Below are 22,941 nucleotides of genomic sequence, written 5' to 3' on the forward strand. Positions count from 1 at the left end.
TAGGACCTTCGACAAGCTCTATTTTCCCTGACTAGACAGGCATTCTCCGTTTAACGCGCCGCCCGCACCTCACACCCCATCGGTGGATCGAGGCTAAATACCCAACCACCCGAGACGATCAACAGGTGGCCATACCCGGAGGTCACCCATGCAAGCGACACCGAATTCGCCGCTGCCCACACTAGGGGCCGGTCACCACACTTCACGGCCTACTGGCGAATGGACCCAGCACAAGACAAGGAGTGACAGATCACCCAAACGGCCTTTCATGTTCGGGCCACTATAGTCGCCGTGCGACCACTACTTTTGAGCTGATCTGCCAGTTGTGAAATCACCATTGTCGGGGCGTGCTCCTTGAAGCCATCAGGCAGGATTTTGAATCGATGGAGTTGGGGCGCCTCATCGTCTTCCGCCTTACCGTCGAAGTGTCGCCCAACCTCCTGAACGCTTACTAAACCGAACAGTTCAAGTGTTTTACGGGCGCGGGAGTAGGGATCACGCCCTATCCCATATCGGCTGACACGCTTGCCTGATGGAATAGCGATCATTCCCTCCTCCTGGTCAGGTAACGCTCCTTGCCCGCAGGCAATCATCAGCAGAACCGCCAGTTCCGAGTCCGCCAACACGTGGATCCAGGACTGTCGAATGAACTCAGATGGAAGAAGGATCGTCGCTTCGTTCTGCCGTGGAACTCTGTACTCAACAGACCCACCGAGGGCGTCCTTGCCAGCCTCATTGAGAAGGATGAAGTCTTCGAAGATACGCGCCCGGCTTTCAGTAGCACGAAGATCAACCATGCCAGCGCCCTCTAGAGTGCTCAGGCTTTCTTTGATCGAGCGAGCTCGCTTATCAATAGCTGTGAGGTAGTTGTTGCGGCCTCCAGCGTTGACCGCGCCTGTCGCAACGAGGTGAGGCCACCCAAGCTCGATGGTGGCCCCGGCAATGGGCAAGGTGGGCAGCTTCGTTCCGGCAGAACCACTCATCTGCGCAACAGCTAATGCAGTCAGGTAGAACCTAAGTGTCGCCCCTTGACTCGACACCAGGCGCGTCGCCGGTGGTCGATGCTTCCGTACTACCACTCGTCGATCAGAGTAATCACCAGGAGCCGCTCGACCGAGATAGGAGAACGTCTCTCGAACCCTGTACCCGTGAGCATCTAAAGCTTTCCCAGTCGGGAGCCGGTCAGCTAACCGCTTCTCCGCGACCTCGATGTCGTTGCCGAAGGCTCCCTGAAGGCGTGCGAGACGATCACGGAACGCTTTCACCTCCCTGGCATTAGGGGGTCGATGGTAGTCAAAAATACCGATTTTGTCCTCAATCCTTACGCCCAATCTTGAACGCATAAAGCCGCCAGTAAACACTTCGTGAATGGCTTTAGCATGTGTTGAACTGGCGGCTTTACCCGTCAAGTAAGTGTAGTGGACTTCACTCAGGAGCGCACCCACGATAGAGACAACGAAGGGAGGAACAGTGACATCACAGAGACAACGCGGAAGACACACCGCACGCCGGGACAGACGACCTGGTGGTCAGAGCTGCATCACTCAATTGCTCGTAACCATCCAGATCGCCTTGACCATCGCTCGGCTAATCCTTGAACCGTAACCATCACGCGGCTCGTCCAGTTGCACCTGGGCGAGCCGCCCCGCAATACATGGAGACTACGACCTCCGATGACATCCCACAACAAACCTGGGTGCAGTCGGGTTCCTTCAACCGTTCGAGCTAGCTTTGGTCACGCATCATAGCCCGCTGACATCAGTGAGGATTGCTGACACGTCCTGGTCTCGCTTGTCCGTGTCTGACTCGGTGCATTTCAAGACGTACTAATCGGCGCCAGGTTCGCACGACGAGTCAACAAGTAGCGCAGTGATCGGAGTTCGACGCCGCTCCAAAGTTTCGAGGGTGGCTCGTGTGGCAGCAACCTATCAGTGTTGTTGAACGTTATCTCGGCACGACACGCCGAAAAATGTCATCTCTCAATTTTTTTCCCGTGTGCAGGATGTATCCAGCGCCTGTGGATAACTAGGCGAAGACCGCTAGAATACGCGGCTTATGGCCTATCGACCCTGTGCAATGCGTGTGGACTACTCGCTCGGGGAATTACATACTTGTAATACATCATCTAGTGTCTAGGGATGATGTCCGCCCCAACGGGTAGTGTTAAGGATGTCGAAGGGTCGCAGGGCCTGGAAACACCAAAGGCGTCGCCGGTGAGACGGCAACGCCTTGGTAACCACAACAGATGGAACGGTCGAAAAACCGAGCTTCAGGTGTGATTTCTTCCGCTAGGAAGTCACAACAGCTTATGAGTGTAGGCACGGAGAGTCAATGCGACTCCCTGTTGAAGCTCGGTTGGCCGTTCCCTTGCAAAAGGGAAGGGAGGGATTAAAGATGACGAAAGTTATTAGGGTCCGTATTCGTCGGACTATTCGCATCCGCCCGGTACTCCGTTAGCCTCTGCTAGCTGGAACCGGATGAGACCGTACGCCTGCGCCACTCGGCAGGCCTACTGGTCGCCCCTCCCAAGAACCAACGAGCAAAGGAACCTTTTATGCCTAACCGTAAACAAACCAGCGCCAAGGCCGCCAGGGCCGCCAGCTCCGTCCTCCGGGATGGTCGCACCAGCACGGCGTCGAAAACGGCCGCCGCAAGCGCACTGTCACAGACACCGCGCAGCCGCCGGAAGTAGTCATTGCTAGAAGGGCCCCGCTTTTCCAAGCGGGGCCCTTCTAGCGCGATAGGACCCATGGACGACACACTGAAGTTCATTCTCCCCCTGATCGGTGGTGCTGGCTCGTACCGTCCGGGGGTGAGCCAGAACAAGCACCATACCGATCAAATGCGTGGTTCATAAACCAGCGAATTCGTAATGCGTGAGGAGCTAACCATGCTCACCGTGACCACACTCGGCGTCGATAGATGTCGGCAATACGGGCGGTATCCGATGGTGCGTTCAATCATCGTGCTTACTGAAGCAATCGAAGTACCCCGGCGGGACAATTGCGCGGGCAGGATATACGCGAATCAGCGAGACCAGGTTCTATATAGGATTTTTGGTGGTGGTTCGGGCCGGAAATAGTGGAGCGGTGGAGGATCGGCTTGTGGGATGGCTTGCGGCCTAATGCCACATGTCCGTGGCGATCGCCGCATCTGCTCGCTGAGCCGGTCGTGACTGTGTCCACGTGGGGTCGGCCCCTCGATATCCAACGCCGACGGACCTTTGAAGGAACGCTGCCGCTGATGATGGTCGACCAGATGGAATCCGTCATTCCCCAATTTCCCCGCATTCCGGGCATTCCGGGCATTCCGGGCAAATCCTGACGAGAAAATGTCCTACACCTCCTACCAACTGCGTTCCCTTTGGATCATCACAGGTTGGTCACGGGCGTGAGTGGAACGCATGAGTTTCAAGCGGAGCGACACCGGTAACGGGGTCCGAAGGTCTCCCATGCCCACCCCACGCCCCCACGGGCGGGGCAGATGGCTGAAGCCCTTCACGGATTCACCTCAGTAGCCGGTACCAGCACCGCCCTCGTCCGTCGGCGTGGTCGTCTCGGTGGGTTGCCCTGTTTCCGTGTTGTCACATGCAGACAGAAACAGCCCGGCAACGACGGCAGCGGAAGCGGCCATGATCCTCTTGTTCGTGTTCATGGATTGATCTTAAGCATGGTGATGTAACGCATCAAGCGTCTTTAGGGGACTTCTGGGGCCGACAACTCTCCCGCACCCCTCATGATCAGGTCCACGCCGCACCGCCCAGATCGCCTTGGCGGCTTGAGAATCTCTATAGGAGTGTCACTAGAGGAACCTCCACCGCCGCCTGCACGGCGAGATCGGACGTGTACCCCCTGCCGAGTTCGAAGACGTCTACTATCGTCACCACACCGCTCCGGCAACCGCCGGAGCGGCACTATCAAGCCTGGACCAAACCTCCCGCCAAAAACCGTCAATCTAAGGTGGAGGATCCGCAGCCTGAACTGTGGGAATGACTGATGCCCGCTAGCCGTTGAAAGATACGTTGCATGCAAAGGTATGTAACGAAGGGTTTGTGAAGACTCGTCCGATGGGTGAGTCTCCTGGGAGTGGGTATGCAGTGGCGGGAAACGACATGGTGGCGGGGCCTCTTTTTACTGTCTCGGAGGTAGCCCTGATGATGCGGGTGTCGAAAATGACGGTGTATCGGCTGGTGCAGTCAGGGGCAATGGAGAGCATCCGATTCGGGCACTCGTACCGGGTGCCGGAAGCTGCCATCGAGCAGTACCTTGATTCGATCAATCCGGAGCGCCGGTCCACGGGATAATCCTTCCGGGATGACTGCTTTTCTTCGCAGCCCTTTCGTCGACCTCCGGACCGACTGAAGAAGAAGCGCCAGTGAGCGACGATTTTTAGCAGGGAGCCTCAAAACGATGAACTATACGATCGAGGTCGTGGTCGCACTCATCCAGTTCGTGCTCAGCTTCTATGCATTCTGGCTCGTCTGGCTCGTTCTGCTGCCCACGCTCCCTGGGCCTCGGGACCGTCAGGACCGGATTGCGCCGTTCGCAGGATACTTCACCGACCCGTTCATCGTTCCTGTCGCCAAAGTGCTGCACGTTCCCCCAAGGCTCATAGCGTTCGTCGCCCTCACAATCGTTGCGATGATATCGATTGCGCTGAATCGTCTCCCCAACCTGTTTGGGTAGTGGCCAAGATCCGCGGTAAGAACGGAATCATGAAGCACTTCGTTAACCGCGCAGCACCCAGGCTCGAAGGGGCACTCGCTAGTGTCACGTGTTAGTGGTTTGTTTGCGTTTGATCTTGCCCAGTAGGTGGTCGGCGGTTTTGATCCAGCGGAACGATGTTGCGCTTTCGTTGTAGTTATCGATGTAGCGCTCGATGGTCTCTTCAAGGTCCTGGACCGAGTGAAATGATCCGCGTTTGATGGACTGGCGGGTGACGAGCCCGAAGAAGATTTCGACCATGTTCAGCCAGGAACAGCTGGTCGTGGCGAAATGCAGGCTCACCCGCGGGTTGGCGGTCAGCCAGTCATTGATGTTCTGGTGCTTGTGCGTGGCGTAGTTATCGCAGATGACGTGCAGTTCCACCGTGGTCCGGCCGCGGATTCATCCGTTCAGTGGATCCCGGGTACTCCTGGAGTTGGGTTGAAGCATTGACGGTAGGGCCCCTCGGGTCTTTTTGGTCGAGTGTGTTTTCCGGGCCGTTCGTCATGCCGTACTCCTCGAATGTCGGGACCTGCGGGAACAATAAGCCTACTGTCCGTACCATGGTGCCGGACGGCTTGGCCTCATTGTGTTTAGCCTGGCGGTCCTTTAGTAATGGACTATGACAGTGATGCTGAGGTCCCTCGAAACCGCCGTGCCCGAAACGGTCATGAAGCAGCCCGATGTCCGTGATGCCTTCGCCGCCCAGCCCGATCTCACCCGGCTGGGAACCCGGCTCGTCAATACGGCGTTCGACTCCTCGGGAATCGATACCCGGTACACGGTGGTGAAGGAACTGACGCTGGACAGCGAGTCCGAGCATCCCGTCTTCTTCGACAGGAGCCAGATGCGCATCCTCTCGCCCAGCACCAAGACCCGCAATGAGGTGTACGCGGAGGAGGGCACCAAGCTCTTCATCGAGGCCGGCCGCAAGGCCCTCGCTGCCGCGACGGGTATCGAAGCCGCCGACGTGACCCATGTGGTGACGGTGTCCTGCACCGGGTTCTTCGCGCCGGGCCCCGACTACAAGGTGGTGAGGGCCCTTAACCTTGCGCCGTCGGTCCAGCGCTACCACCTCGGCTTCATGGGCTGCTATGCCGCGTTCCCGGCGCTTCGGTCGGCGAAGGCGTTCTGTGAGGCGGATCCCGACGCCGTCGTGCTCGTGATCAGCGCTGAGCTCTGCTCACTGCACGTGCGGTCCTCGAACAATCCCGACACCATCGTCGGTTCGTCGCTCTTCGCCGACGGCGCCGCTGCCGCGATCGTCACCGCGCGAGACCTTCCCCTCGGTGGCCCCGCCCTCAGCCTGGATCACTTCGAGACCGTCCTCACCCCGGTGGGCGAGGAGTCGATGGCCTGGAACATCGGCGATGAGGGCTTCGAGATGGTTCTCGGCACGTATGTCCCCCACATCATCGACGAGCACATCGTGGGCGCCCTCGAGCCGCTCCTTGCGCACGACGAAACGCTGAAGGGAATGGCCTACCGCGACATCGAGCACTGGGGGATCCATCCCGGCGGGCGCAGCATCCTCGATAAAGTCGAGGCGAAACTGGACCTGACCGAGGAGCAGCTCGTGCCCGCCCGCGAGACGCTCCGGCAGTTCGGCAACATGAGCAGTGCCACCGTGATGTTCGTGCTGAAACACATCCTGGAGCAGCCGTCGTCGGGCGGCAACGGCCGCATCTGTTCCATGGCCTTCGGTCCCGGCCTCACGGTGGAGACGGCGCTTTTCACCAAAGTAGGGGTATGAGCGGCTTCCTGGCCCGCCGAGATACCGGCGCCGTCGAGGAGATGGACCGACCCGACTGCGATCCGGGCCGGCTGGAGAACACGTACCGCCAGTTCGGTCTCGTCAATGCAGTGGTGTCGGGTTGGCGGCACACCTACGTCACGCTGCTGCGGCCGCGCCTGTCTGCGGCGTCGTCGTGTTCGCTGCTCGACGTCGGCTCCGGCGGCGGGGATGTGCCGCGGGCTCTCGCCCGGTGGGCACGCAGGGACGGCCTCGATCTCGACATCACGGCGATCGACCCTGACGAGCGCGCCCACGCGTTCGCTGTCGCACAACCGAAGGTGCCCGGGCTGGCGTTCCGCAGGGCCTTCAGTTCAGAGTTGGTGGCGGAAGGCCGGACCTTCGACGCAGTGATCTCCAACCATCTGCTGCACCACCTCTCCCCTGACGGATTTTCGGGCCTGCTCCGGGACACCGAACAGCTCTCGCCTGGTATCGCCGTGCACAGCGACATCGCGCGGCACCGTCTGGCGTACGGACTGTTCTCGGTCGGGACACTTCCCCTGCGCGGTTCCTACATCCGTACTGACGGGCTCACGTCCATCAGGCGCAGCTACACGCCCGCGGAGCTCCGGCTCCGCCTCGAGGAGGAGCGCAGCACGGGCTGGAGCGTGCGGGGCGCTCCCCTGTTCCACAATCTGCTGGTGTACGAGGGCGGGGGCACCGACCATGCGTGACGTCGTCGTGGTGGGCGGCGGGCCCGTGGGCCTGTACACGGGGCTGCTGCTCCGACGGGCAGGGCTCGACGCCGTCGTGCTGGAGCGGCGCACCGAACGCAGCAGGCACTCCCGCGCCATCGGCATCCACCCGCCAGCACTGGCGGCACTGGATTCAGCGGGAGTGGCCGCGACGCTGGTGTCCAAAGGCGTCCCGATTCCGCATCTGCAACCGCAGTTCCCTCCTCGGACGCCACGTCCGGAGCCGACTTCCTCTGCTATCGAATGCACGCTCAACGGTTACATCCCAACCCCTCCTACGCACTTCAAGCCCAACGGCGGGCATTCATCTTCATCCCAACCGGGCACATCCCGCATTCGAACCGCGACGACGGCACACTTCACGAGGTTGTTAACATGTCAATAAATCCGGGCTACGTCCATATCTCCCTCCGCTCCCCGCAGGACCGCCAGGCACGCCAGCAGTTCCCGCCTTCCTTCAACGCCCACGCGCAGCAGGTCCCGCATCCGCCTTCACGCCCCCAGGTGGTGTCCGGGGCAGACGCTCCGCACAGCCCTTGAGTGCTCCGGTTCCCGTCGTCGCCCCCAATGGTGTGCCCGGGCCGCAGGCGGTCACCGGTGACACGACCGCGCGCGGCTTCGTGCTGTACGTCGCGCTCGATGAGGCCACCGCCGCAACGGCGGGCACGACCTTCTCGAAGCTCGTACAGGACGTCCATGCCTACGTGCAGTCCCTCGTGCCGACGGCGGAGAGCCACGCGGTGGTAGCCCTCGCACCGGCAGACACACCCGGTTCCGATCTCGATGCCGTGCGTGCGGCACTCGGTGACCCCACCGTGGCCCGGCGCGCGCGCCCCGAAGCGGCTCCCGCCCCGTCGCAGGCGCAGCGGGCCCGTCCCACGGGCGCGCTCATCGACCTGTCGCGCCGCGAAGTGCACCTCGACGGCGAGATGCTGAACCTGACCTTCAGGGAGTTCGAGATCCTGAACTACCTCGTCGAGAACGCGACTCGCACGGTGGGCCGCGAGGAGCTCCTGAGCGGACTCTGGCGGACCGCCGACGAAGTTCCTAACGAGCGCACCATTGACGTGCACATCCGGCGACTCCGCTTGAAGCTGGGGCGTTTGGCGGACACCGTGCGCACCGTGCGTGGCCAGGGCTACCGCTTCGACGATCACCCCGAAGTGGTCGTCTGGGCCGCTCTGAATCACTCAATCTAGGCGTCCTGCGACCTGCCGGGAGGCCAGAGACTTCGGATTATGGCCTGGTCGTTTTCTTGGCCAAGAACCTTGCCGGAGCCAATGACAGCTACACGAACAGCTGAACAAGTCAAGGCTCACCTTGCAGGGCACCGAATCAACGTTTCCGTCGCGGCACTGCCCCCGTCCACAGCCGATGCTGTCCTATGGCCCGACATTAGAAGACAGACCATCGTCGTGCGGGCCTCAGTGCACTACTACAACACCGACTCCGAGATAGACCGCCTGATCCACGCCCTTCAGTGAAGGAAGCCCTTCTAACCCATGCCTTTCGTACTTAGGCGTTGAAATAGCTCCGCAGTTTGTCCACGTGGTCTGTCAGTTCCCAGGTAAATCCTTCGGTTTCGCGGCCGAAGTGTCCGTGGGCTGCGGTGTTTTGGTAGATGGGGCGTAAGAGGTCGAGTGCGTTGATGATTCCGAGCGGCCGTAGGTCGAAGATCTCGCGCACTGCTGTTCCGATAGCGGTTGGATCCACTGTTTCGGTGCCGAAGGTTTCGACGTAGATGCCGACGGGCTGCGCCATTCCGATGGCGTAGGCGATTTGAATCTCCACGCGGCGGGCCAACCCGGCGGCCACAACGTTTTTGGCCACCCATCGCATGGCGTAGGCGGCTGGGCGGTCTACTTTCGAGGGGTCCTTGCCGCTGAACGCGCCTCCACCGTGTCTGGCCATCCCACCGTAGGTGTCGACAATGATCTTGCGTCCGGTTAATCCCGCGTCCCCTACCGGGCCTCCGATCACGAACTCTCCGCCCGGGTTCAGAATGTGCCGGACCGTGGAAGTATCAAGATCGGTGGTTTTCAGGACGGGATTGATCACGTGCGTTATGAGGTCCGTCCGAAGTTCCTCAAGTGATACGCCTGCCGCGTGCTGGGATGAGATAACGATCGAGTCGACCGACACCGGACGATTCCCGTCGTAACCAATGGTGACTTGGGTTTTGCCGTCAGGGCGCAGGTAGGGCAGCGTACCGTCTTTGCGTACGGAGGTGAGCCGTTTGGAAAGACGATGTGACAGCCATATGGGTGTAGGCATCAGGACTGGAGTTTCGTCGCTGGCGTACCCGAACATGATGCCCTGGTCGCCTGCCCCTTGCGTGTCGTAGGGGTCCAAGCCGGTGCCCTCACGACTTTCAATGGAGGTGAAGACCCCGGAAGCGATTTCCGGGGACTGCTGCCCGATCGACACGGAAACCCCGCAGCGTGCTCCGTCGAACCCGTTGGCTGAGGAGTCGTACCCAATCTCAAGGATGGTCCGGCGCACGATCTCCGGGATTTCAACATAAGCTTCGGTCGTCACTTCACCTGCAACGTGAACCAACCCGGTGGTAACCAGCGTTTCGACAGCTACGCGCGAGTTGGGATCCTGCGCCAGCAGACCATCAAGAATGGCATCGCTGATCTGGTCACACATTTTATCCGGGTGGCCCTCGGTTACTGATTCCGACGTGAAAAGCCGCAGGGCGGACGTATGTGGAATGCCTGAGTTCATGTGCTCACTTCACTTGATTGGGCGGACAGTCACACGCGAACGTGGTTCCTCTGATTGAACAATCGTTCCGTTGACCGGTGGTTCAGGAGGGATCAGGAGGGTTCGGCGAGGGTCATCGCGTAGCGTTCCTCGGCGTCCGTCCACTGCCCGATGATGGTCAGCCCGGATGCCTCAAGCTCAGCGGCGATTTTCCCTGGACGGAACTTCGCGGATACCTCGGTGCGCAGTTCCTCGCCACGGTCGAAGCTGATTTCAAGACCGGCGCCGGGCAACTGCACCTGCATGGTCCGGGTGGCGCGCAGCCTCATCTCGATCCACTCTTCGGCCTCGTTCCACACCGCCACGTGCTCGAACGCCTCGACGTCGAAATCCGCCCCCAACTCCGCGTTGAGGACGCGCAGCACATTCCGGTTGAAGTCAGCGGTGACGCCGCGTGGGTCGTCGTAGGCGGGAATCAGGATCTCCGGCGGCTGCACCAGGCCGGTGCCCAGCAGCAATGACCCGCCCTCCTCCCCCAACAGTTCCCGCACCTGGGTCAGGAGCCGCGCACGGGCATCCGGCTCGAGGTTCCCGATGGTACCGCCCAGGAACGCCACCATCCGATGCCCTTCCCTTGGAAGAAGCTGCAACTGCGATTCGAAATCGGCGGCCACTGCCTGCAGGATCAGATCGGGATAGTCCCGGGACAGCCCGCTGTTGGCCTCCGTCAGGGCGCTGTCGCTGACGTCAACGGCAACATAGCTCCGCAGGTCCCCGGCTGCCTTCAGTGCATCAAGCAGCAGGGGAGTTTTCCTCGAGGAGCCGGAGCCGAGTTCAATGAGCGTCTCGGTAGGGCTTGCGGCAGCCATTTCCCCTGCATGATCCTCCAGGATTTGCCGTTCCGTGCGGGTGGGAAAGTACTCGGGAAGCTGCGTGATCTGCTCGAACAGCTCGCTGCCCCGCTGGTCGTAGAACCATTTGGGAGGCAGCGTCTTGACCGGTTTGGTCAGCCCTGCCCGCACGTCCTGACGCAGGGTGCGCTCGAGGTAGTGCGGTGGCAGGTGATGGACTATCTCGAGGGCAGTTTTTGAAGGATTCATCTGAGCGCGGGCTCCATCTCTGCTGGGGTTATCGGGCTGATGTCGACCCCGTGCGAAGTGGCGACGAGCAGGGACTGATCCGGGACCTCGTGCCATCCCGCGCCGTCGTCGGAGGGCTCACTGGCAACGACGGTACCCCTGTTGTCCGAGCGCCAGAAAAGGGTATCGCCGGCAGCTGTGGCAGCAATGGTGCTCCCATCGGTCAGAAGAAAGTTGTATCGCCCGGTGCTGGAGGCCGAGGCGTCGGCCACCACGCGCGCCAGCGCGTTCCCGGCGGAGCCCGTGCCCGAGTGTTCCCGGGATTCAAGCTGTTCAAGGACCAGGGCCCACAGCAAAGCCGAATCCACCCTCGCTTCGAGTGCGAGGAGCCGTGCCGGCGGCAACGTCGCGGCCAGTACTTCAGCCGACTGCGGCCAATTGTCGATCCGCCCGTTGTGGCTGAAAAGCCACTTCCCGGAGGTGTAGGGGGCAGCGGCCGCCTCGTCCGGCGTCGTACCGGGGGTAGCAGACCGCACGGCGGCCAGCACCGCTGAACTGGTGGTGACCCGTGCCAGGTCAGCGAAGGACTGGTCCGTCCACATGGGTACGGCGCGCCGGTAGCGCGCCGGGATGGGATCCTCCGCGGCATACCATCCGACGCCGAACCCGTCGGCGTTCATCGTGCCGTTGCGTTGGCGCCGCGGCGCCCAGGACTGCCGGAGCAGACCGTGATCGGGGGCCACCAGCAGCGTGGCGAGCGGTGTCGGAGATCCAAGGAAAGCCAGGTGACGGCACATTCCTATTCCCCCCTGCTCGGAGCGTCATCCCGGGCTGTACGGAAGCCGGTGAAGATCTGGCGCCGGATGGGGAAGTCCCAATTCCGGAACGTGCCCCGGCTCGCTGCGCCGTCGGCGGCCCAGGAACCACCGCGCATCACCTTATAACCGCCACCGAAGAAGGCTTCGCTGTACTCCCGGTAGGGGAACACCCGGAACCCCGGGTAGGGACCGAAGTCGCTGGAGGTCCACTCCCACACATCCCCGATCAGCTGGCGGACGCCCAGCGCCGACGCCCCTTCGGGGTAGGAGCCGATAGGGGCAGGCCGCAGCGCTGCTCCTCCCAGGTTCGCGTGGCTGGACGTCGGGTCCTCATCCCCCCAGGGGTAACGCCGGGAGCGGCCGCTCACCGGGTCGTGCCGGGCTGCCTTTTCCCACTCCGCCTCGGTGGGCAGGCGCCGTCCGGCCCACTTTGCGTAGGCCTCGGCTTCGAAGAATGACACGTGCTGTACGGGTTCGTCGGCGGGGACTGGTTCAAGGACACCGAAACGGGTCCGCCACCACTGGTGACCATCCCGCGTCCAGTACTTCGGCGCAGTCAGCTCGTCATCGTTGCGGTGATTCCATCCCTCAGCGGTCCACCAGCTCGGGTTCGCGTAGCCGCCGTCATTGATGAAATCCAAAAAGGCGCCATTGTTGACGGGCACCGTGTCGATCCAGTAGCCGGGAACGTGCACCTGATGGGCAGGCCGTTCATTGTCCAGCGCCCAGGGCTCCACCGAGGTGCCCATGGTGAAGGGCCCGGCCGGCACATGCACTTCCGGGGGAACCCCGATGACACCGCTGGCCAGCACACCGGGCTCCGGAGCCACCGGGTGCAGCACGGGTTCGCCTACCCGGAGCTGATGGGTCGCCAGCATGGTCTCGGCATGCTGCTGTTCATGCTGGATCATCATGCCGAAGGCGAACCCGCCGTGCAGCAGCGGCGAACCCTCCAGGGGAACCCTTTCAAGGATGTCCAGGGTCTTGGACCGCACCTCGGTGAGGTAGTCCCGGGATTCCGAAGGAGCCAGCAACGGCAGCGAGGGGCGGCTGCTACGCGAATGCTCGAACGCGTCGTAAAGCCTGTCGATCTCCGGGCGAAGCGGCTCCATCCCGCCGACGTCGCGGACCAGCCATAGTTCCTCCTGGCTGCCGACATGCGCCAGATCCCAGACCAGGGGAGACATCAGCGGTGAATGCTGTTTGAGCAGTTCCTCCTCGTCACACGCGGTGAGCGCGTGGGTACGACGACGCGCACGCTCAAGGCCCTCGGCAATGAAGGCGCGCAATCTGTCAGGGGCAGCGCCAGTAGCTGCTGAGACCGTATTCGTCATCGGATTCTTTCCTTTCGCTGTACGAGCCCGGAAAACCGTCCGGTGCGGCGCCAATCATCGATCCGCTGGTCTGCGGGAGAGCGGCCCCGCGCGGTGTAGTTCTCAAGGAAGGCTTCCACCCGTGATCTTGTGTCGGCGTCTGCCTTGAGCCGTTCCATCGCGTCCAAGGCTGCCTCAGCACATCGACGCCCTGCCTGCGCGAGCACAGGATCCGCCAGCCCGAGTCTGGCGGCGACGGTCATCGGATCAGCCAGCGCACTCACGGGCGCGCAGGCCTCTGCAGCTGCGTCAGCTGCCCGTTCGTCATCCACCAGTGCAGTCGTTATCGCTGCGGCTGCTTCCCAGTCCGCACCGGCTTGTGTGTCGATCACCCGGATTTCGAGGAAGCCCCTGGGGCGAATGAACGGAAAGAGGGTGCTGAGATGGTAGTCGAGGTCCTCATGCGTGACGGGGCGGGGGCCTTGCCCACGTAACCAGCTCCGCATAGTCAGGCCGCGCGGAGCTTCCCATGAACCGTGCGATGCCGGGATGCAGAGGACCGAAGCGTCGAGGGCGTAGCGGGCCCAGGCGAAAGGTGGGTCGTCGGAAGCCGGAACGGGCGACGTGCGAGACGGATCGGTTTTCAGCCACACGGCCTGCCGGGTGCTCTGCCAGCCGCTGGGCGACCCGTGCCGGAAGGGGGAGTTGGCAAAAAGGGCGACGAGCACCGGCGCGAGCTGGTGAAGACGCTGCCAGCGCTGCACCGCACTACCTGTACCGTTCCCGGAGAGACCGGCATCCAGACATACCTGCAGGGAGGCCGTGGAACACATCATGGTCCGCCCTGCAGGACCTGAGCGGTCAAAATGGGCTTCCATGGCCGCATAGCGCGGATGGTCGAGGGTCCGCACCGGACGGCGGGAGGGATCCAATGCAACGCCGCTGAAGGATAGCCCTGCATCCTCGATAGACCTGTCAATGACAGCCAGATCCGCCCTTGCAGCGTTGATGACCGAGGGAAGGTCCGCTCCGCAGGCCGAACTCAGTTCGAGCTGCCCTCCCGGTTCGTAAGTGATGACACCACCGCCGGGAAGCTCGCTTTCCGTTTTAGCAGCGGCGGCTCGGACTTCCGCTACCGGTACAGCCCGCCGCAGGTCGGAGGGATCGTGCACAATTCTCTCGATTTCCACGCCCACCGCACCTGGAGGGCCAGTCTTGAAACATACGGAAGCGACATAGATCTCCGCCTCGGCCTCCAACAGCGGCCGTGAATCCTGCCCCAACCCTGACATCGACACCAAAACCCATCATCCCTTCATCCCTTCATCCCTTCATCCCTTCATCCCTTCATCCCTTCATCGTGACGCGATCACATCAATAGCTCAACAGTCCTTCAACCAGCAACGAAGCCCGTGTAGTTCCTGTTCCTATCCGTCTGCAACAACACGTTCTTTCCAGCGCGGTTCGTCATTTTTTCGAAAAGCGGCTGCACTGATTGTTCCCGGCGCCTGCCCTGCCCACCCCGGCCAAAGAGCGCCCGGCTTCGTGATTGATTTCATAGCCGGCACCGGGCGGAGGTTTTCACTCCGCCCGGCGCGGGCTCTCCGACAGGTGGAGCGGATATACCGGTGTGAAACCTGCCGGTTCACCCCGATCCCGGCCTGTGCTGCTTGTTGTGCAGTGCGGGATCAGGCGCCTTGACCGGACATTTGCATCAGTCCGCCATCCATCACGTACGTCGCGCCGGTCACGTAGTCTCCGTCGGCGGAGGCAAGGAATACAGCCAGGCGACCGATTTCCTCAGGCTCAGCGGCTCGTTTCAACGGAATGCTCTTGACCTGCTCTTTGCGGTATTCGGGGTCATCGATCGCTTTCTGGTTGAACGGGGTCAGCACCATGCCGGGGGCGATGTTGTTGACCGTCATGCCGAGCTCGGAGACTTCCAGTACGAGGGTGCGGGTGAGGTTGCGCAGGGCGCCTTTGGAACAGTCATAGTCTGCCGCGCCTGCCCGTGCCTGCTCTTCATGGACCGAGGTTGTGTTAATGATTTTTCCGCCGCCGCCCTGCTGCTTGCGATGATTAATGAAGTGTTTGCAGCAGATAAGCTGCCCGATGAGGTTGCTGCGCATCGTACGTTCGAAGTCGGCGATTTCCAGATCCGCGACATAGGTGCCGGACGCGTCGACGCTGGCGTTGTTCATGAGGATGTCGATCCGCCCGAATGTTTCGAATGCGGCGTGGAACATTTCCTGCACCTTGGCCTCGTCGCCGTGATCTCCTTGAACCACGATCGCTTTACGCCCGTGGGCTTCGACCTGCTCCCGGGTGGTGTTGGCGCCTTTTTCGTCCTCGAGGTAGTGCACGACGATGTCGGCGCCTTCACGGGCGAATTCGACGGCGGTTGCCTGGCCTATCCCTGAGTCGGATCCGGTGATGAATGCGACCTTGTTCTCCAGTTTTCCCATAACTTTTTCCATCTCCTTTAGTTGGTGCTCATTGGTGGTTCGGGGTTTAGCGCTGGCGGTCCTGCTGGTTTTCAGGGTGTTCGGCTTCTGCGATGGCCGAGGCGGCAGTGATGAGGCCGATGTGGGATAGTCCCTGCGGGAAATTACCGATCAGGGTTCCCTCATGAATGTGAATCTCTTCGGAGAGAAGCCCGAGATCGTTGGCGTACCCGGTGACGGTCTCGAAGATTTCTTTTGCCTGCCCGATTTGGCCTGCCATGGCCCGTCCGGCGGCCAGCCAGTAGGAGCAGATGATGAACGCGCCCTCATCTCCTGCATCCGTCCACCGTTGGACTAGGGACCCGGTGGAAAGGTCGCGTTCGATGGCGTCCATCGTGGCCAGGACACGGTTGTCGTTGGCGGGTAGGAATCCCATCATCGGCATCAGGAGGACCCCGGCGTCGAGGTGATCGGAATCGAAGGCACCGGTGAACGCATTGACGTCGCTGTTCCAGCCCCGCTCCAGGATTGCCGCCCGGATTTTATCGCGCTCGGATTTCCACCCCGCCACCCTGTCAGCGGCATCGAGGCGGTCGGCGAGTTTCACCGCCCGATCCAGCGCGACCCAGCACATCAGCTTCGATGTCAGGTAGTCCCGGTCGCCTTCGCGTCCTTCCCATATTCCTGAGTCTTTTTCGTGCCAGGTCCCCGCGGCCCGGTCAGCGACCGCCACCAGGAACCCCGCTGTCTGGGCTGGTAGTTCCCCGAGCTGATCACGCAGGATCCACGCGCATTCGAAGACCTCCCCGAGGACATCGAGCTGGGTTTGGTTCCAGGCGTCATTACCGACCCGTACCGGGCGGGACTGCGCGTACCCGGTGAGGTGGTCCAGGGAATGTTCGCTCAGGTCGTGTTCTCCGCCGACACCGAACATGATCTGCAGGTGGCCCTCCCGCGTCGGGCCGGCTGAAGAAGTGATCCAATCAAAGAACTGCTGTCCCTCATCGGCGCACGCAGCGATCCATAGTGCTTTGAGGGTCAGGCTGCCATCGCGCAGCCACCCGAACCGGTAATCCCAGTTCGCGCTTCCTCCGAGTTCCTCCGGCAGCGACGTCGTCGCCGCAGCGACCACTGCCCCGGTCGGGCGGTACGTCAGGGCCTGCAGCACCACCGCGCTGCGCTGCACCTGCTCCCGGTAGGGCCCCTGATAGCTTTGATGGATCTCGCTCCAGGACCGCCACGCCGCGATCGTGTCCCTGAGCCGGGCCGCACCCTCCGGCGCCCCAGCAACATCTTCGACCGAACCAACGACCGAACTATCAATTGAACTGTGGTGTTGCAGGGCGAACACCGCGCTCTCACCGGCGTTAAGGGTGAACGTTCCTCCCGCACACCCGTTTTCGACGTCGAGTGTGATGTCGCCGGTCAGGGACAGACGGTCAGCGCCTCCTGCTATTTCCCACCCCGTAGCAGTCTGTGTGAAGCCCGGTGTGATGAGACCGTATTCCAGCCGTGGCACCAACTCGACCCTCACCTGGATGTGCCCCCGGCTTACCTCCAACCGCCGGACGAGCATATGCGGGGAGTTGCGCCCGATTTGGTGCTCCCGCTCCCCCATTCCCAAAGAAAGGCTATCCGTGAGCCGGAAATCCCCGCTTTCGCAGTGAAAGTCCGTTTCCACCACCATCGTGCCCGGCAGGTACCGCCGGCTGACCGTGAAATCGGCTGTCGGACGGATGGACCAGTATCCGGCATCCACATCGAGCAGGCGGCCAAAGACGCTGGGCCCATCAAACCGCGCGGGGCACCACCAGTCCACCGATCCTTCCCGTGAGACCAGAGCCGCTCCCTGACAGTCACCGAGCAGACCATAATCCGAAATGACCGCCACCGCCTGCTCCTGCCCACCAGAATTCCTCGTAGTCATACACGTCCTCCGATTCTTCCTGCCCCGACTACACGTGTCTTGCTGCAACGTTTCCCCGGCGCGACGATCCTCACCCTGGCATTGCTTCCAAGGCCTTGAAGCCCACCAAAGGCTTCACCCTCCGCGCGGTCCTTCCCGCCCAAGGATTTACGCACCGAGCTTCTCAAGGGCCGCGAAATATGCCTCGTGGAAGGTGGGGAACTGTGCTACCTGATCGCGCAGCACCTCCAGCGGAATGCCGGTGCGGATGGCCAGTGACGCGTGGTGAATCCATTCGCCGGCCTGCGGCCCGACCGCCCAGGCTCCGATAAGTACCTTCCTGTCAGCATCAGCGAGCAACCCCAGGTGGCCGCGAGGGTCCTGCTCGTAAGTCCAGGGTCGTGCGATCGCCTTCGCTAGATCAAGCTCCACTGCCTCGATACGGATTCCCTGTTCTTCGGCCTGGTCCCGGGTGAGACCGGTCGCGGCGATCTCCGGGTCGGAGAACACCACACGCGGTATCCCGTCATAGGTTGCCGGGCGAGCTTGTCCAAGGATCGCATCGGCGGCAATTCGTCCCTGGTATTTGGCGACGTGGGTGAACGGCATGATGCCGGTGACATCACCAATCGCCCATACATTGGCTTTTGCCCGCAGGTGCTCATCGACCAGGACCTGCCCCTTATCGCCGAGTTCAACCCCTGCCTCCTCGAAACCCAATCCTTCGGTGCGCGGTTTCCTTCCGGTGGCGAAGATGACAACGTCACCGGCGGCCTCGGTCCCGTCGTCGAGTTCGATGATGCTGTCATCGCCCTGACGGCGGGCTTTCTGGGCCGAGGCTCGCAGTCGGATGTCGACGCCGGCTTCCTCCAGATAGGTGCGTGCCAGTTCACCGACCTTGGCCTCCTCCCGGTCCATCAAACGCTCTCCGCGGTGGATCAGGGTGACCTGAACCCCGAACCGGGCCAAGAAGGTCGCCGTTTCAACACCCACAGCGCTGCCGCCGACAATGACCGCCCGCTCGGGCAGGGTTTTCGCCGTATAGGTTTCACGGTTGGTCCACGCCGTGACCTGACCGAGGCCCTCCAACGGTGGGATGATGGCTTCTGAGCCCGTGGCGATGATAATGTGCTCAGCGGTCAGCTCCCGTGTTCCGGCCCGAACCCGGCCGGGCGCGGTGATGCGGGCTTCAGCCCTGATGACGGCGGCTCCCTGAGCCTCGTATCCTTCGGCCTGAGCGGTATCATCAAGGTTACGGATCATGGAATCGCGGTAAGCACTGGTTTTCTCCCAGTCGAGTTCCGCACCCGAAACCCCAGCCGCCCGTTCCACCCCGGTGCGGGCTTCGGCCGGCCGCAGGACCGTCTTGGAAGGAATACACGCCCAATAGGCACACTCCCCACCGATGAGCTCCCGTTCAATAACGGCGACTTTCTTGCCTGCCTTCAGCAGACGCCCGGCGGCAACCTCACCACCCGGTCCCATACCCAGCACAACAACATCAAAATGCTCACTCACAACTAACTCCTCTACGTCGAACCTCTAAATGGGTCGATTCTCTAAATGGTTGGTGCGGGGCTTCGCTTTGGTCAGGCGGCGCAGCAGGACAGCTGGGACACATCCCGGGTGAAGGACTGGGCGGTGAGCTTGATACCTTCGGCCATCGTCAGGTAGGGACTCCACATGTTCGCGACCTGATCGACGGTCATCCCCGCCTCAAGAATGTAGACACCGGCTGCTGCGATTTCACCGGCATTCTGCGCCACCGCAGTGATGCCGACGATCCGTCCGGTTTCTGAGTCGGCAACCATTTTGATGAATCCCCTGGTCTCCCTGTTGACCAGTGCGCGGGGAACATGTTCAAGGGACACCACCCGGCATTCACAGTCGATGCCGGATTCCCGGGCCTGCTTGTCGGTCAATCCCACCGCCGCAAGGTTAGGACTGGTGAAAATCACCCGGGGAAGGCTCCGGTAGTCCACCCTGCGCTGCGCCCCGGTGAAGGCGTTGTCCACAGCGAGGGAACCGTGGGAAGCCGCGACATACACGAACTCGGGATGCCCGCTCACGTCCCCAGCCGCCCAGATGCGGGGATTCGAGGTGGCCAGCATGTCATCGACCACCACCTCGCCCATACTTCCTGTCCTGACTCCTATGCGGTCGAGGTTCAGTCCCTGAGTCACCGGCCGCCGTCCCGTTGCAACCAGCAAACGCTCCGCCGTATATTCATCTCTTCCTGCCGGACTCATCGCTCGCACCACAACCCCACCCCCGGCAAAGGAGCTCACCGATTCAACGACAGCACCGCGGATCACCCGGATGCCCTCATCGGCGAAGACCCCCAAAAGGGCCCGGGACGCTTCGGGTTCCTCCGCGGATGCCAGTTCTGAACGAACCAGAAGAGTGACCTTTGACCCCAGTCGCGAGAAAAGCTGGGCCTGTTCAAGGGCGACGTAACCGCCGCCAAGGATCAGCAGGGACTCCGGAACACTGTCCAACTCCATGGCGGTCGTCGATGTCAGATAGCCAGTCTCCCGCAATCCCTCAATGTCGGGCACCCAAGGGCTCGAGCCCGTAGCAATCAGATAGTGCCGGGCATGTAATGTCTCGACAGTCCCGTCGGACCCGGTGATCTGCAGTGTCGGGTCGGTCTCGTCCCCAGCGAAAGCTGCGCTGCCCCGGCGCAGGTCCCAGCCGTAGCTGCTGATCAAATCCTCATACTTTTCCGACCGCAGGCTTTCAACAAGGGCAGATTTACCCGCGGTCAATGAAGGCATGTCAATGGGCCCGGCATCGGTGACGACGCCCGGGAACCTGCCCGAATCCAGGGCTGCGTGCCGCGCGCCGGCTGCGGCAAGTAACGCCTTTGAAGGCACACACCCCGTGTTCACGCAGGTACCCCCGATCATCCCGCGTTCCACCATCACGACGCGTTTGCCAAGATGAGTGGCCCGGATGGCGGCAGCGAACGCGCCCCCTCCGGAACCGATCACTGCGAAATCAAACCCGGGTACATCAGGCATCAAAGTCCTCCATTCCCTGCCAGTAGCGCAGCACAGCCAGCCGTCCGCTTCTTTCGCTTTTCATCCCACTGTGCACCTTCCCCTATAGTGGAAGGTCAAGGAGACTTCTGGAGGTGCGGGTAAGAAATGCGTATCGGAGAAGTGGCTGCGGCAACCGACACGACAACAAAAACCATCAGATTCTATGAACAGTCCGGGCTCCTGCCCGCCGCGGAGCGAAGTGAGAACGGCTACCGGTCCTACGCCGAAGACACTGTAAGTAAGCTGCGTTTCATCCGTCGAGGGCAGGCCGCCGGCCTGACACTGGCCCAAATAGGCGACATCCTGCAACTGCGCGACAACGGCTACGCACCATGCGCCCACGTCCAGAAACTGCTCACCAGGCAGCTGACTCACCTCGACCGGCAAATCACAGAACTGCTGGCACTCAGAGCCGCCGTTGCCCAATTCCATGCCGGCGCCAATAACGCCGATCCTGCCTCCTGTGACCCCGACCGGATCTGCAGCCTCCTCTAACACCGGCGGCAGGTTACAGTACGCACTGGACCATCCGCCTGCACCAGAACCGGACACACACCCCAAGGACCTTCACAAAGCATCATGACGCACCCGAATTCCCGTAGCGAAACCAGTGCCGAAAATTATGTGCCGGCTCAAGCCGCGGGAGGGAGGTTTGGACGGTGCGGGCAGACGTGCACTAGTGGCGTATGCTCCCAGCGACGATCGGTAACCCGACGGCGCTTTCGTCGGCCTCCGGACCGACTGAAGAAGAAGCGGCAGTGAGCGACGATTTTTAGCAGGGAGCCTCAAAACGATGAACTATACGATCGAGGTCGTGGTCGCACTCATCCAGTTCGTGCTCAGCTTCTATGCATTCTGGCTCGTCTGGCTCGTTCTGCTGCCCACGCTCCCTGGGCCTCGGGACCGTCAGGACCGGATTGCGCCGTTCGCAGGATACTTTACCGACCCGTTCATCGTTCCTGTCGCCAAAGTGCTGCACGTTTCCCCAAGGCTCATAGCGTTCGTCGCCCTCACAATCGTTGCGATGATATCGATTGCGCTGGATCGTCTCCCCGACCTGTTTGGGTAGTGGCCAAGGTCCGCGATAAGAACCGGAACCGTGAAGCACTTCGCTGACCGCGCACCACCCAGACCCAACGGGGCACTCGCTACACCAGGATTGGCGGAGATAGGTCGACCCTGCGATTCCGCTATCTCAGATGACCACGAAAAGAAGGTACCACCGGGTTTCCTCGCCCTTCGCGGGTCATGCGCTCAGAAATAAGAGACAAATTTTCGTGTCGTGGTGGAGGTTCCTCAGATGCAAGCGGTCTCGCAATAGCCTTCTTTCCTTCTGGAGTCGCAATCAAACGATCAGGAGTATTGAGACACGGAAACCTGGCGTGTGGGACGTGTGACTGCTAGCTAGAGGCGACGGTTAATGACGGGTCCAGTAAGCGGTCGAGAGCCTGCACTGTGGCTACCGACCCGGGACCCGCGAATCGGATAGCAGGGAATACCCCCGTCAGGGGGCTGGTTGTGCCGGGCATGGTACTTCTTCCCACGCAGCCCGTATTCGAACTCGATTTAGCCTTGGTCAGCGGAGGAACCACCGGTGATCTCAACCTCGGCACAGGAGCCGATGGCCGGTTCACCATGGTGGTCTTTTACCGTGGACTGCATTGTCCGGTCTGCCGCAAGCAGCTGACCGAAATCGACAGGCGTCTTGACGATCTCAAGGTCGCTGGAATCGGACGTGTGCTGGCGGTAAGCATGGAAACGCAGGAGCGCAGCAACCAAGTCGTGGACCAATGGCACCTACGAAACCTCCCTGTCGCCTACGGGCTCACCGAAGCGGCCGCCCGTGATTGGGGTCTGAACCTGTCCCAAGCGATCAATGAAGGCGAACCGGCGCTGTTCAACGAACCGGGAATCTTCATCCTGGACCAGGACCAGACCCTGTTCTGGTCAAGCACCGCCACTATGCCTTTCGGCAGGCCCGCCCTGGACGAGATCATCGCCGGCGTGCGTTATGCCCAGGAGCACGACTACCCGGCGCGTGGAGCCGCCTGAACACACGTCCACCTGCCCCTAAACATCCCCCGCTTAGAAGAGCCCCACGGGTCTGCCCAAACGAACCTTTCATCCGTGGTACCTGCTCAGACCATCAGGTTCGGCTCCCGCTCCTAGAAAACTTTGCCCGGCCAAGCTGGCCCGGGAAACCAGCGGCGCCAGGTACTGCACGGAGTGTAAAGGTTGAAGAACAACGCTCGACGGCCTCGGTCCCCACGCCGCTTCTAAGAGGCCCACTCCTCTGCCCGCTGCAGGAGACCGCTTCGTGACATGACCCGCGTGACCCCATGGTTGGGCCCCCGTTAGCAGTCCAGCGTCTATGCGATAGCTAGTTGGTTTTCTTGCGTCCAGTTCTCCCAGTAGTGCTTCGGCGTCATGCCGTT

General features: G+C 61.6%; 22 protein-coding genes. 10 read left to right on the forward strand and 12 right to left on the reverse strand.

Annotation, left to right across the window (positions count from 1 at the left end):
* Positions 1-266 precede the first annotated feature (266 nt).
* The gene (locus IWX75_RS16150) at positions 267-1,445 is read right to left on the reverse strand and encodes a hypothetical protein (protein ID WP_196823284.1); all 1,179 of its coding nucleotides are present in this window, start codon (positions 1,443-1,445) and stop codon (positions 267-269) included.
* Positions 1,446-3,510: 2,065 nt separating this feature from the next.
* Positions 3,511-3,654, reverse strand: a complete 144-nt coding sequence (locus IWX75_RS16155) for a hypothetical protein (RefSeq protein ID WP_196823285.1) — start codon at positions 3,652-3,654, stop codon at positions 3,511-3,513.
* Positions 3,655-4,111: 457 nt separating this feature from the next.
* Between IWX75_RS16155 and IWX75_RS16160 the strand changes: the two genes are divergently transcribed.
* Complete coding sequence (locus tag IWX75_RS16160; protein ID WP_196823305.1) at positions 4,112-4,303, forward strand: helix-turn-helix domain-containing protein; 192 nt, start codon at positions 4,112-4,114, stop codon at positions 4,301-4,303.
* Between the two features lie 106 nt (positions 4,304-4,409).
* Positions 4,410-4,685, forward strand: a complete 276-nt coding sequence (locus IWX75_RS16165) for a hypothetical protein (RefSeq protein WP_196823286.1) — start codon at positions 4,410-4,412, stop codon at positions 4,683-4,685.
* 84 nt (positions 4,686-4,769) lie between these two features.
* Here the strand turns inward: IWX75_RS16165 and IWX75_RS16170 are convergent, their stop codons facing one another.
* Positions 4,770-5,087: a transposase gene (locus IWX75_RS16170; RefSeq protein WP_196823287.1), complete on the reverse strand. Its 318-nt coding sequence runs from the start codon at positions 5,085-5,087 to the stop codon at positions 4,770-4,772.
* A gap of 238 nt (positions 5,088-5,325) precedes the next feature.
* Here IWX75_RS16170 and IWX75_RS16175 point away from each other — a divergent pair, with 238 nt between their 5' ends.
* Genes IWX75_RS16175 through IWX75_RS16195 form a run of 5 tightly spaced genes read left to right on the forward strand, consistent with a single transcriptional unit; the run spans position 5,326 to position 8,392 of the window.
* Entirely contained in the window at positions 5,326-6,456 is a 1,131-nt protein-coding gene (locus IWX75_RS16175) for a type III polyketide synthase (protein ID WP_196823288.1), read from the forward strand.
* Positions 6,453-7,172 carry a class I SAM-dependent methyltransferase gene (locus IWX75_RS16180; RefSeq protein WP_196823289.1) on the forward strand — a complete coding sequence of 240 codons (720 nt, stop codon included), beginning with the start codon at positions 6,453-6,455 and terminating at the stop codon, positions 7,170-7,172. Before IWX75_RS16175 ends, IWX75_RS16180 begins: the two co-directional genes overlap by 4 nt.
* Positions 7,165-7,578: an FAD-dependent oxidoreductase gene (locus tag IWX75_RS16185; RefSeq protein ID WP_196823290.1), complete on the forward strand. Its 414-nt coding sequence runs from the start codon at positions 7,165-7,167 to the stop codon at positions 7,576-7,578. Before IWX75_RS16180 ends, IWX75_RS16185 begins: the two co-directional genes overlap by 8 nt.
* Entirely contained in the window at positions 7,569-7,733 is a 165-nt protein-coding gene (locus tag IWX75_RS17905; protein ID WP_196823291.1) for a hypothetical protein, read from the forward strand. The genes IWX75_RS16185 and IWX75_RS17905 overlap by 10 nt, the downstream gene beginning before the upstream one ends.
* Positions 7,730-8,392 (forward strand): winged helix-turn-helix domain-containing protein, encoded by a 663-nt coding sequence (locus IWX75_RS16195; protein WP_196823292.1) that lies wholly within the window; start codon positions 7,730-7,732, stop codon positions 8,390-8,392. Before IWX75_RS17905 ends, IWX75_RS16195 begins: the two co-directional genes overlap by 4 nt.
* Positions 8,393-8,708: 316 nt before the next feature.
* On the opposite strand, the gene metK is transcribed toward IWX75_RS16195, so the two are convergent.
* The 9 genes from metK to merA all read right to left on the reverse strand — a co-directional run bounded on the left by metK (position 8,709) and on the right by merA (position 20,485).
* On the reverse strand, positions 8,709-9,923 hold the full coding sequence (metK, locus tag IWX75_RS16200) for a methionine adenosyltransferase (protein ID WP_196823293.1): 1,215 nt from the start codon (positions 9,921-9,923) through the stop codon (positions 8,709-8,711).
* A gap of 92 nt (positions 9,924-10,015) precedes the next feature.
* Complete coding sequence (egtD, locus tag IWX75_RS16205) at positions 10,016-11,002, reverse strand: L-histidine N(alpha)-methyltransferase (protein WP_196823294.1); 987 nt, start codon at positions 11,000-11,002, stop codon at positions 10,016-10,018.
* Entirely contained in the window at positions 10,999-11,778 is a 780-nt protein-coding gene (gene egtC, locus IWX75_RS16210) for an ergothioneine biosynthesis protein EgtC (RefSeq protein WP_196823295.1), read from the reverse strand. Before egtC ends, egtD begins: the two co-directional genes overlap by 4 nt.
* A 2-nt stretch (positions 11,779-11,780) precedes the next feature.
* Entirely contained in the window at positions 11,781-13,133 is a 1,353-nt protein-coding gene (egtB, locus tag IWX75_RS16215; RefSeq protein WP_196823296.1) for an ergothioneine biosynthesis protein EgtB, read from the reverse strand.
* A complete protein-coding gene (gene egtA, locus IWX75_RS16220; RefSeq protein ID WP_334684418.1) occupies positions 13,130-14,404 on the reverse strand; it encodes an ergothioneine biosynthesis glutamate--cysteine ligase EgtA in 1,275 nt (424 codons plus the stop codon). The genes egtB and egtA overlap by 4 nt, the downstream gene beginning before the upstream one ends.
* A 396-nt stretch (positions 14,405-14,800) precedes the next feature.
* Complete coding sequence (locus IWX75_RS16225; RefSeq protein ID WP_196823298.1) at positions 14,801-15,577, reverse strand: SDR family NAD(P)-dependent oxidoreductase; 777 nt, start codon at positions 15,575-15,577, stop codon at positions 14,801-14,803.
* A 46-nt stretch (positions 15,578-15,623) separates the two neighbouring features.
* Complete coding sequence (locus tag IWX75_RS16230; RefSeq protein ID WP_196823299.1) at positions 15,624-17,483, reverse strand: glycoside hydrolase family 15 protein; 1,860 nt, start codon at positions 17,481-17,483, stop codon at positions 15,624-15,626.
* 147 nt (positions 17,484-17,630) lie between these two features.
* A complete protein-coding gene (locus IWX75_RS16235; RefSeq protein ID WP_196823300.1) occupies positions 17,631-18,980 on the reverse strand; it encodes a dihydrolipoyl dehydrogenase family protein in 1,350 nt (449 codons plus the stop codon).
* A gap of 71 nt (positions 18,981-19,051) precedes the next feature.
* Positions 19,052-20,485: a mercury(II) reductase gene (gene merA / locus IWX75_RS16240; RefSeq protein ID WP_196823301.1), complete on the reverse strand. Its 1,434-nt coding sequence runs from the start codon at positions 20,483-20,485 to the stop codon at positions 19,052-19,054.
* Positions 20,486-20,611: 126 nt separating this feature from the next.
* Here merA and IWX75_RS16245 point away from each other — a divergent pair, with 126 nt between their 5' ends.
* The 3 genes from IWX75_RS16245 to IWX75_RS16255 all read left to right on the forward strand — a co-directional run bounded on the left by IWX75_RS16245 (position 20,612) and on the right by IWX75_RS16255 (position 22,558).
* Complete coding sequence (locus IWX75_RS16245; RefSeq protein ID WP_196823302.1) at positions 20,612-21,001, forward strand: heavy metal-responsive transcriptional regulator; 390 nt, start codon at positions 20,612-20,614, stop codon at positions 20,999-21,001.
* A gap of 298 nt (positions 21,002-21,299) precedes the next feature.
* Positions 21,300-21,575: a hypothetical protein gene (locus IWX75_RS16250; protein WP_196823303.1), complete on the forward strand. Its 276-nt coding sequence runs from the start codon at positions 21,300-21,302 to the stop codon at positions 21,573-21,575.
* A gap of 458 nt (positions 21,576-22,033) precedes the next feature.
* On the forward strand, positions 22,034-22,558 hold the full coding sequence (locus tag IWX75_RS16255) for a redoxin domain-containing protein (protein ID WP_196823304.1): 525 nt from the start codon (positions 22,034-22,036) through the stop codon (positions 22,556-22,558).
* The last annotated feature ends 383 nt before the right edge of the window (positions 22,559-22,941 follow it).

The sequence above is a fragment of the Arthrobacter sp. CAN_A6 genome, assembly GCF_015751715.1.
Classification (GTDB): Bacteria; Actinomycetota; Actinomycetes; order Actinomycetales; family Micrococcaceae; genus Arthrobacter_D.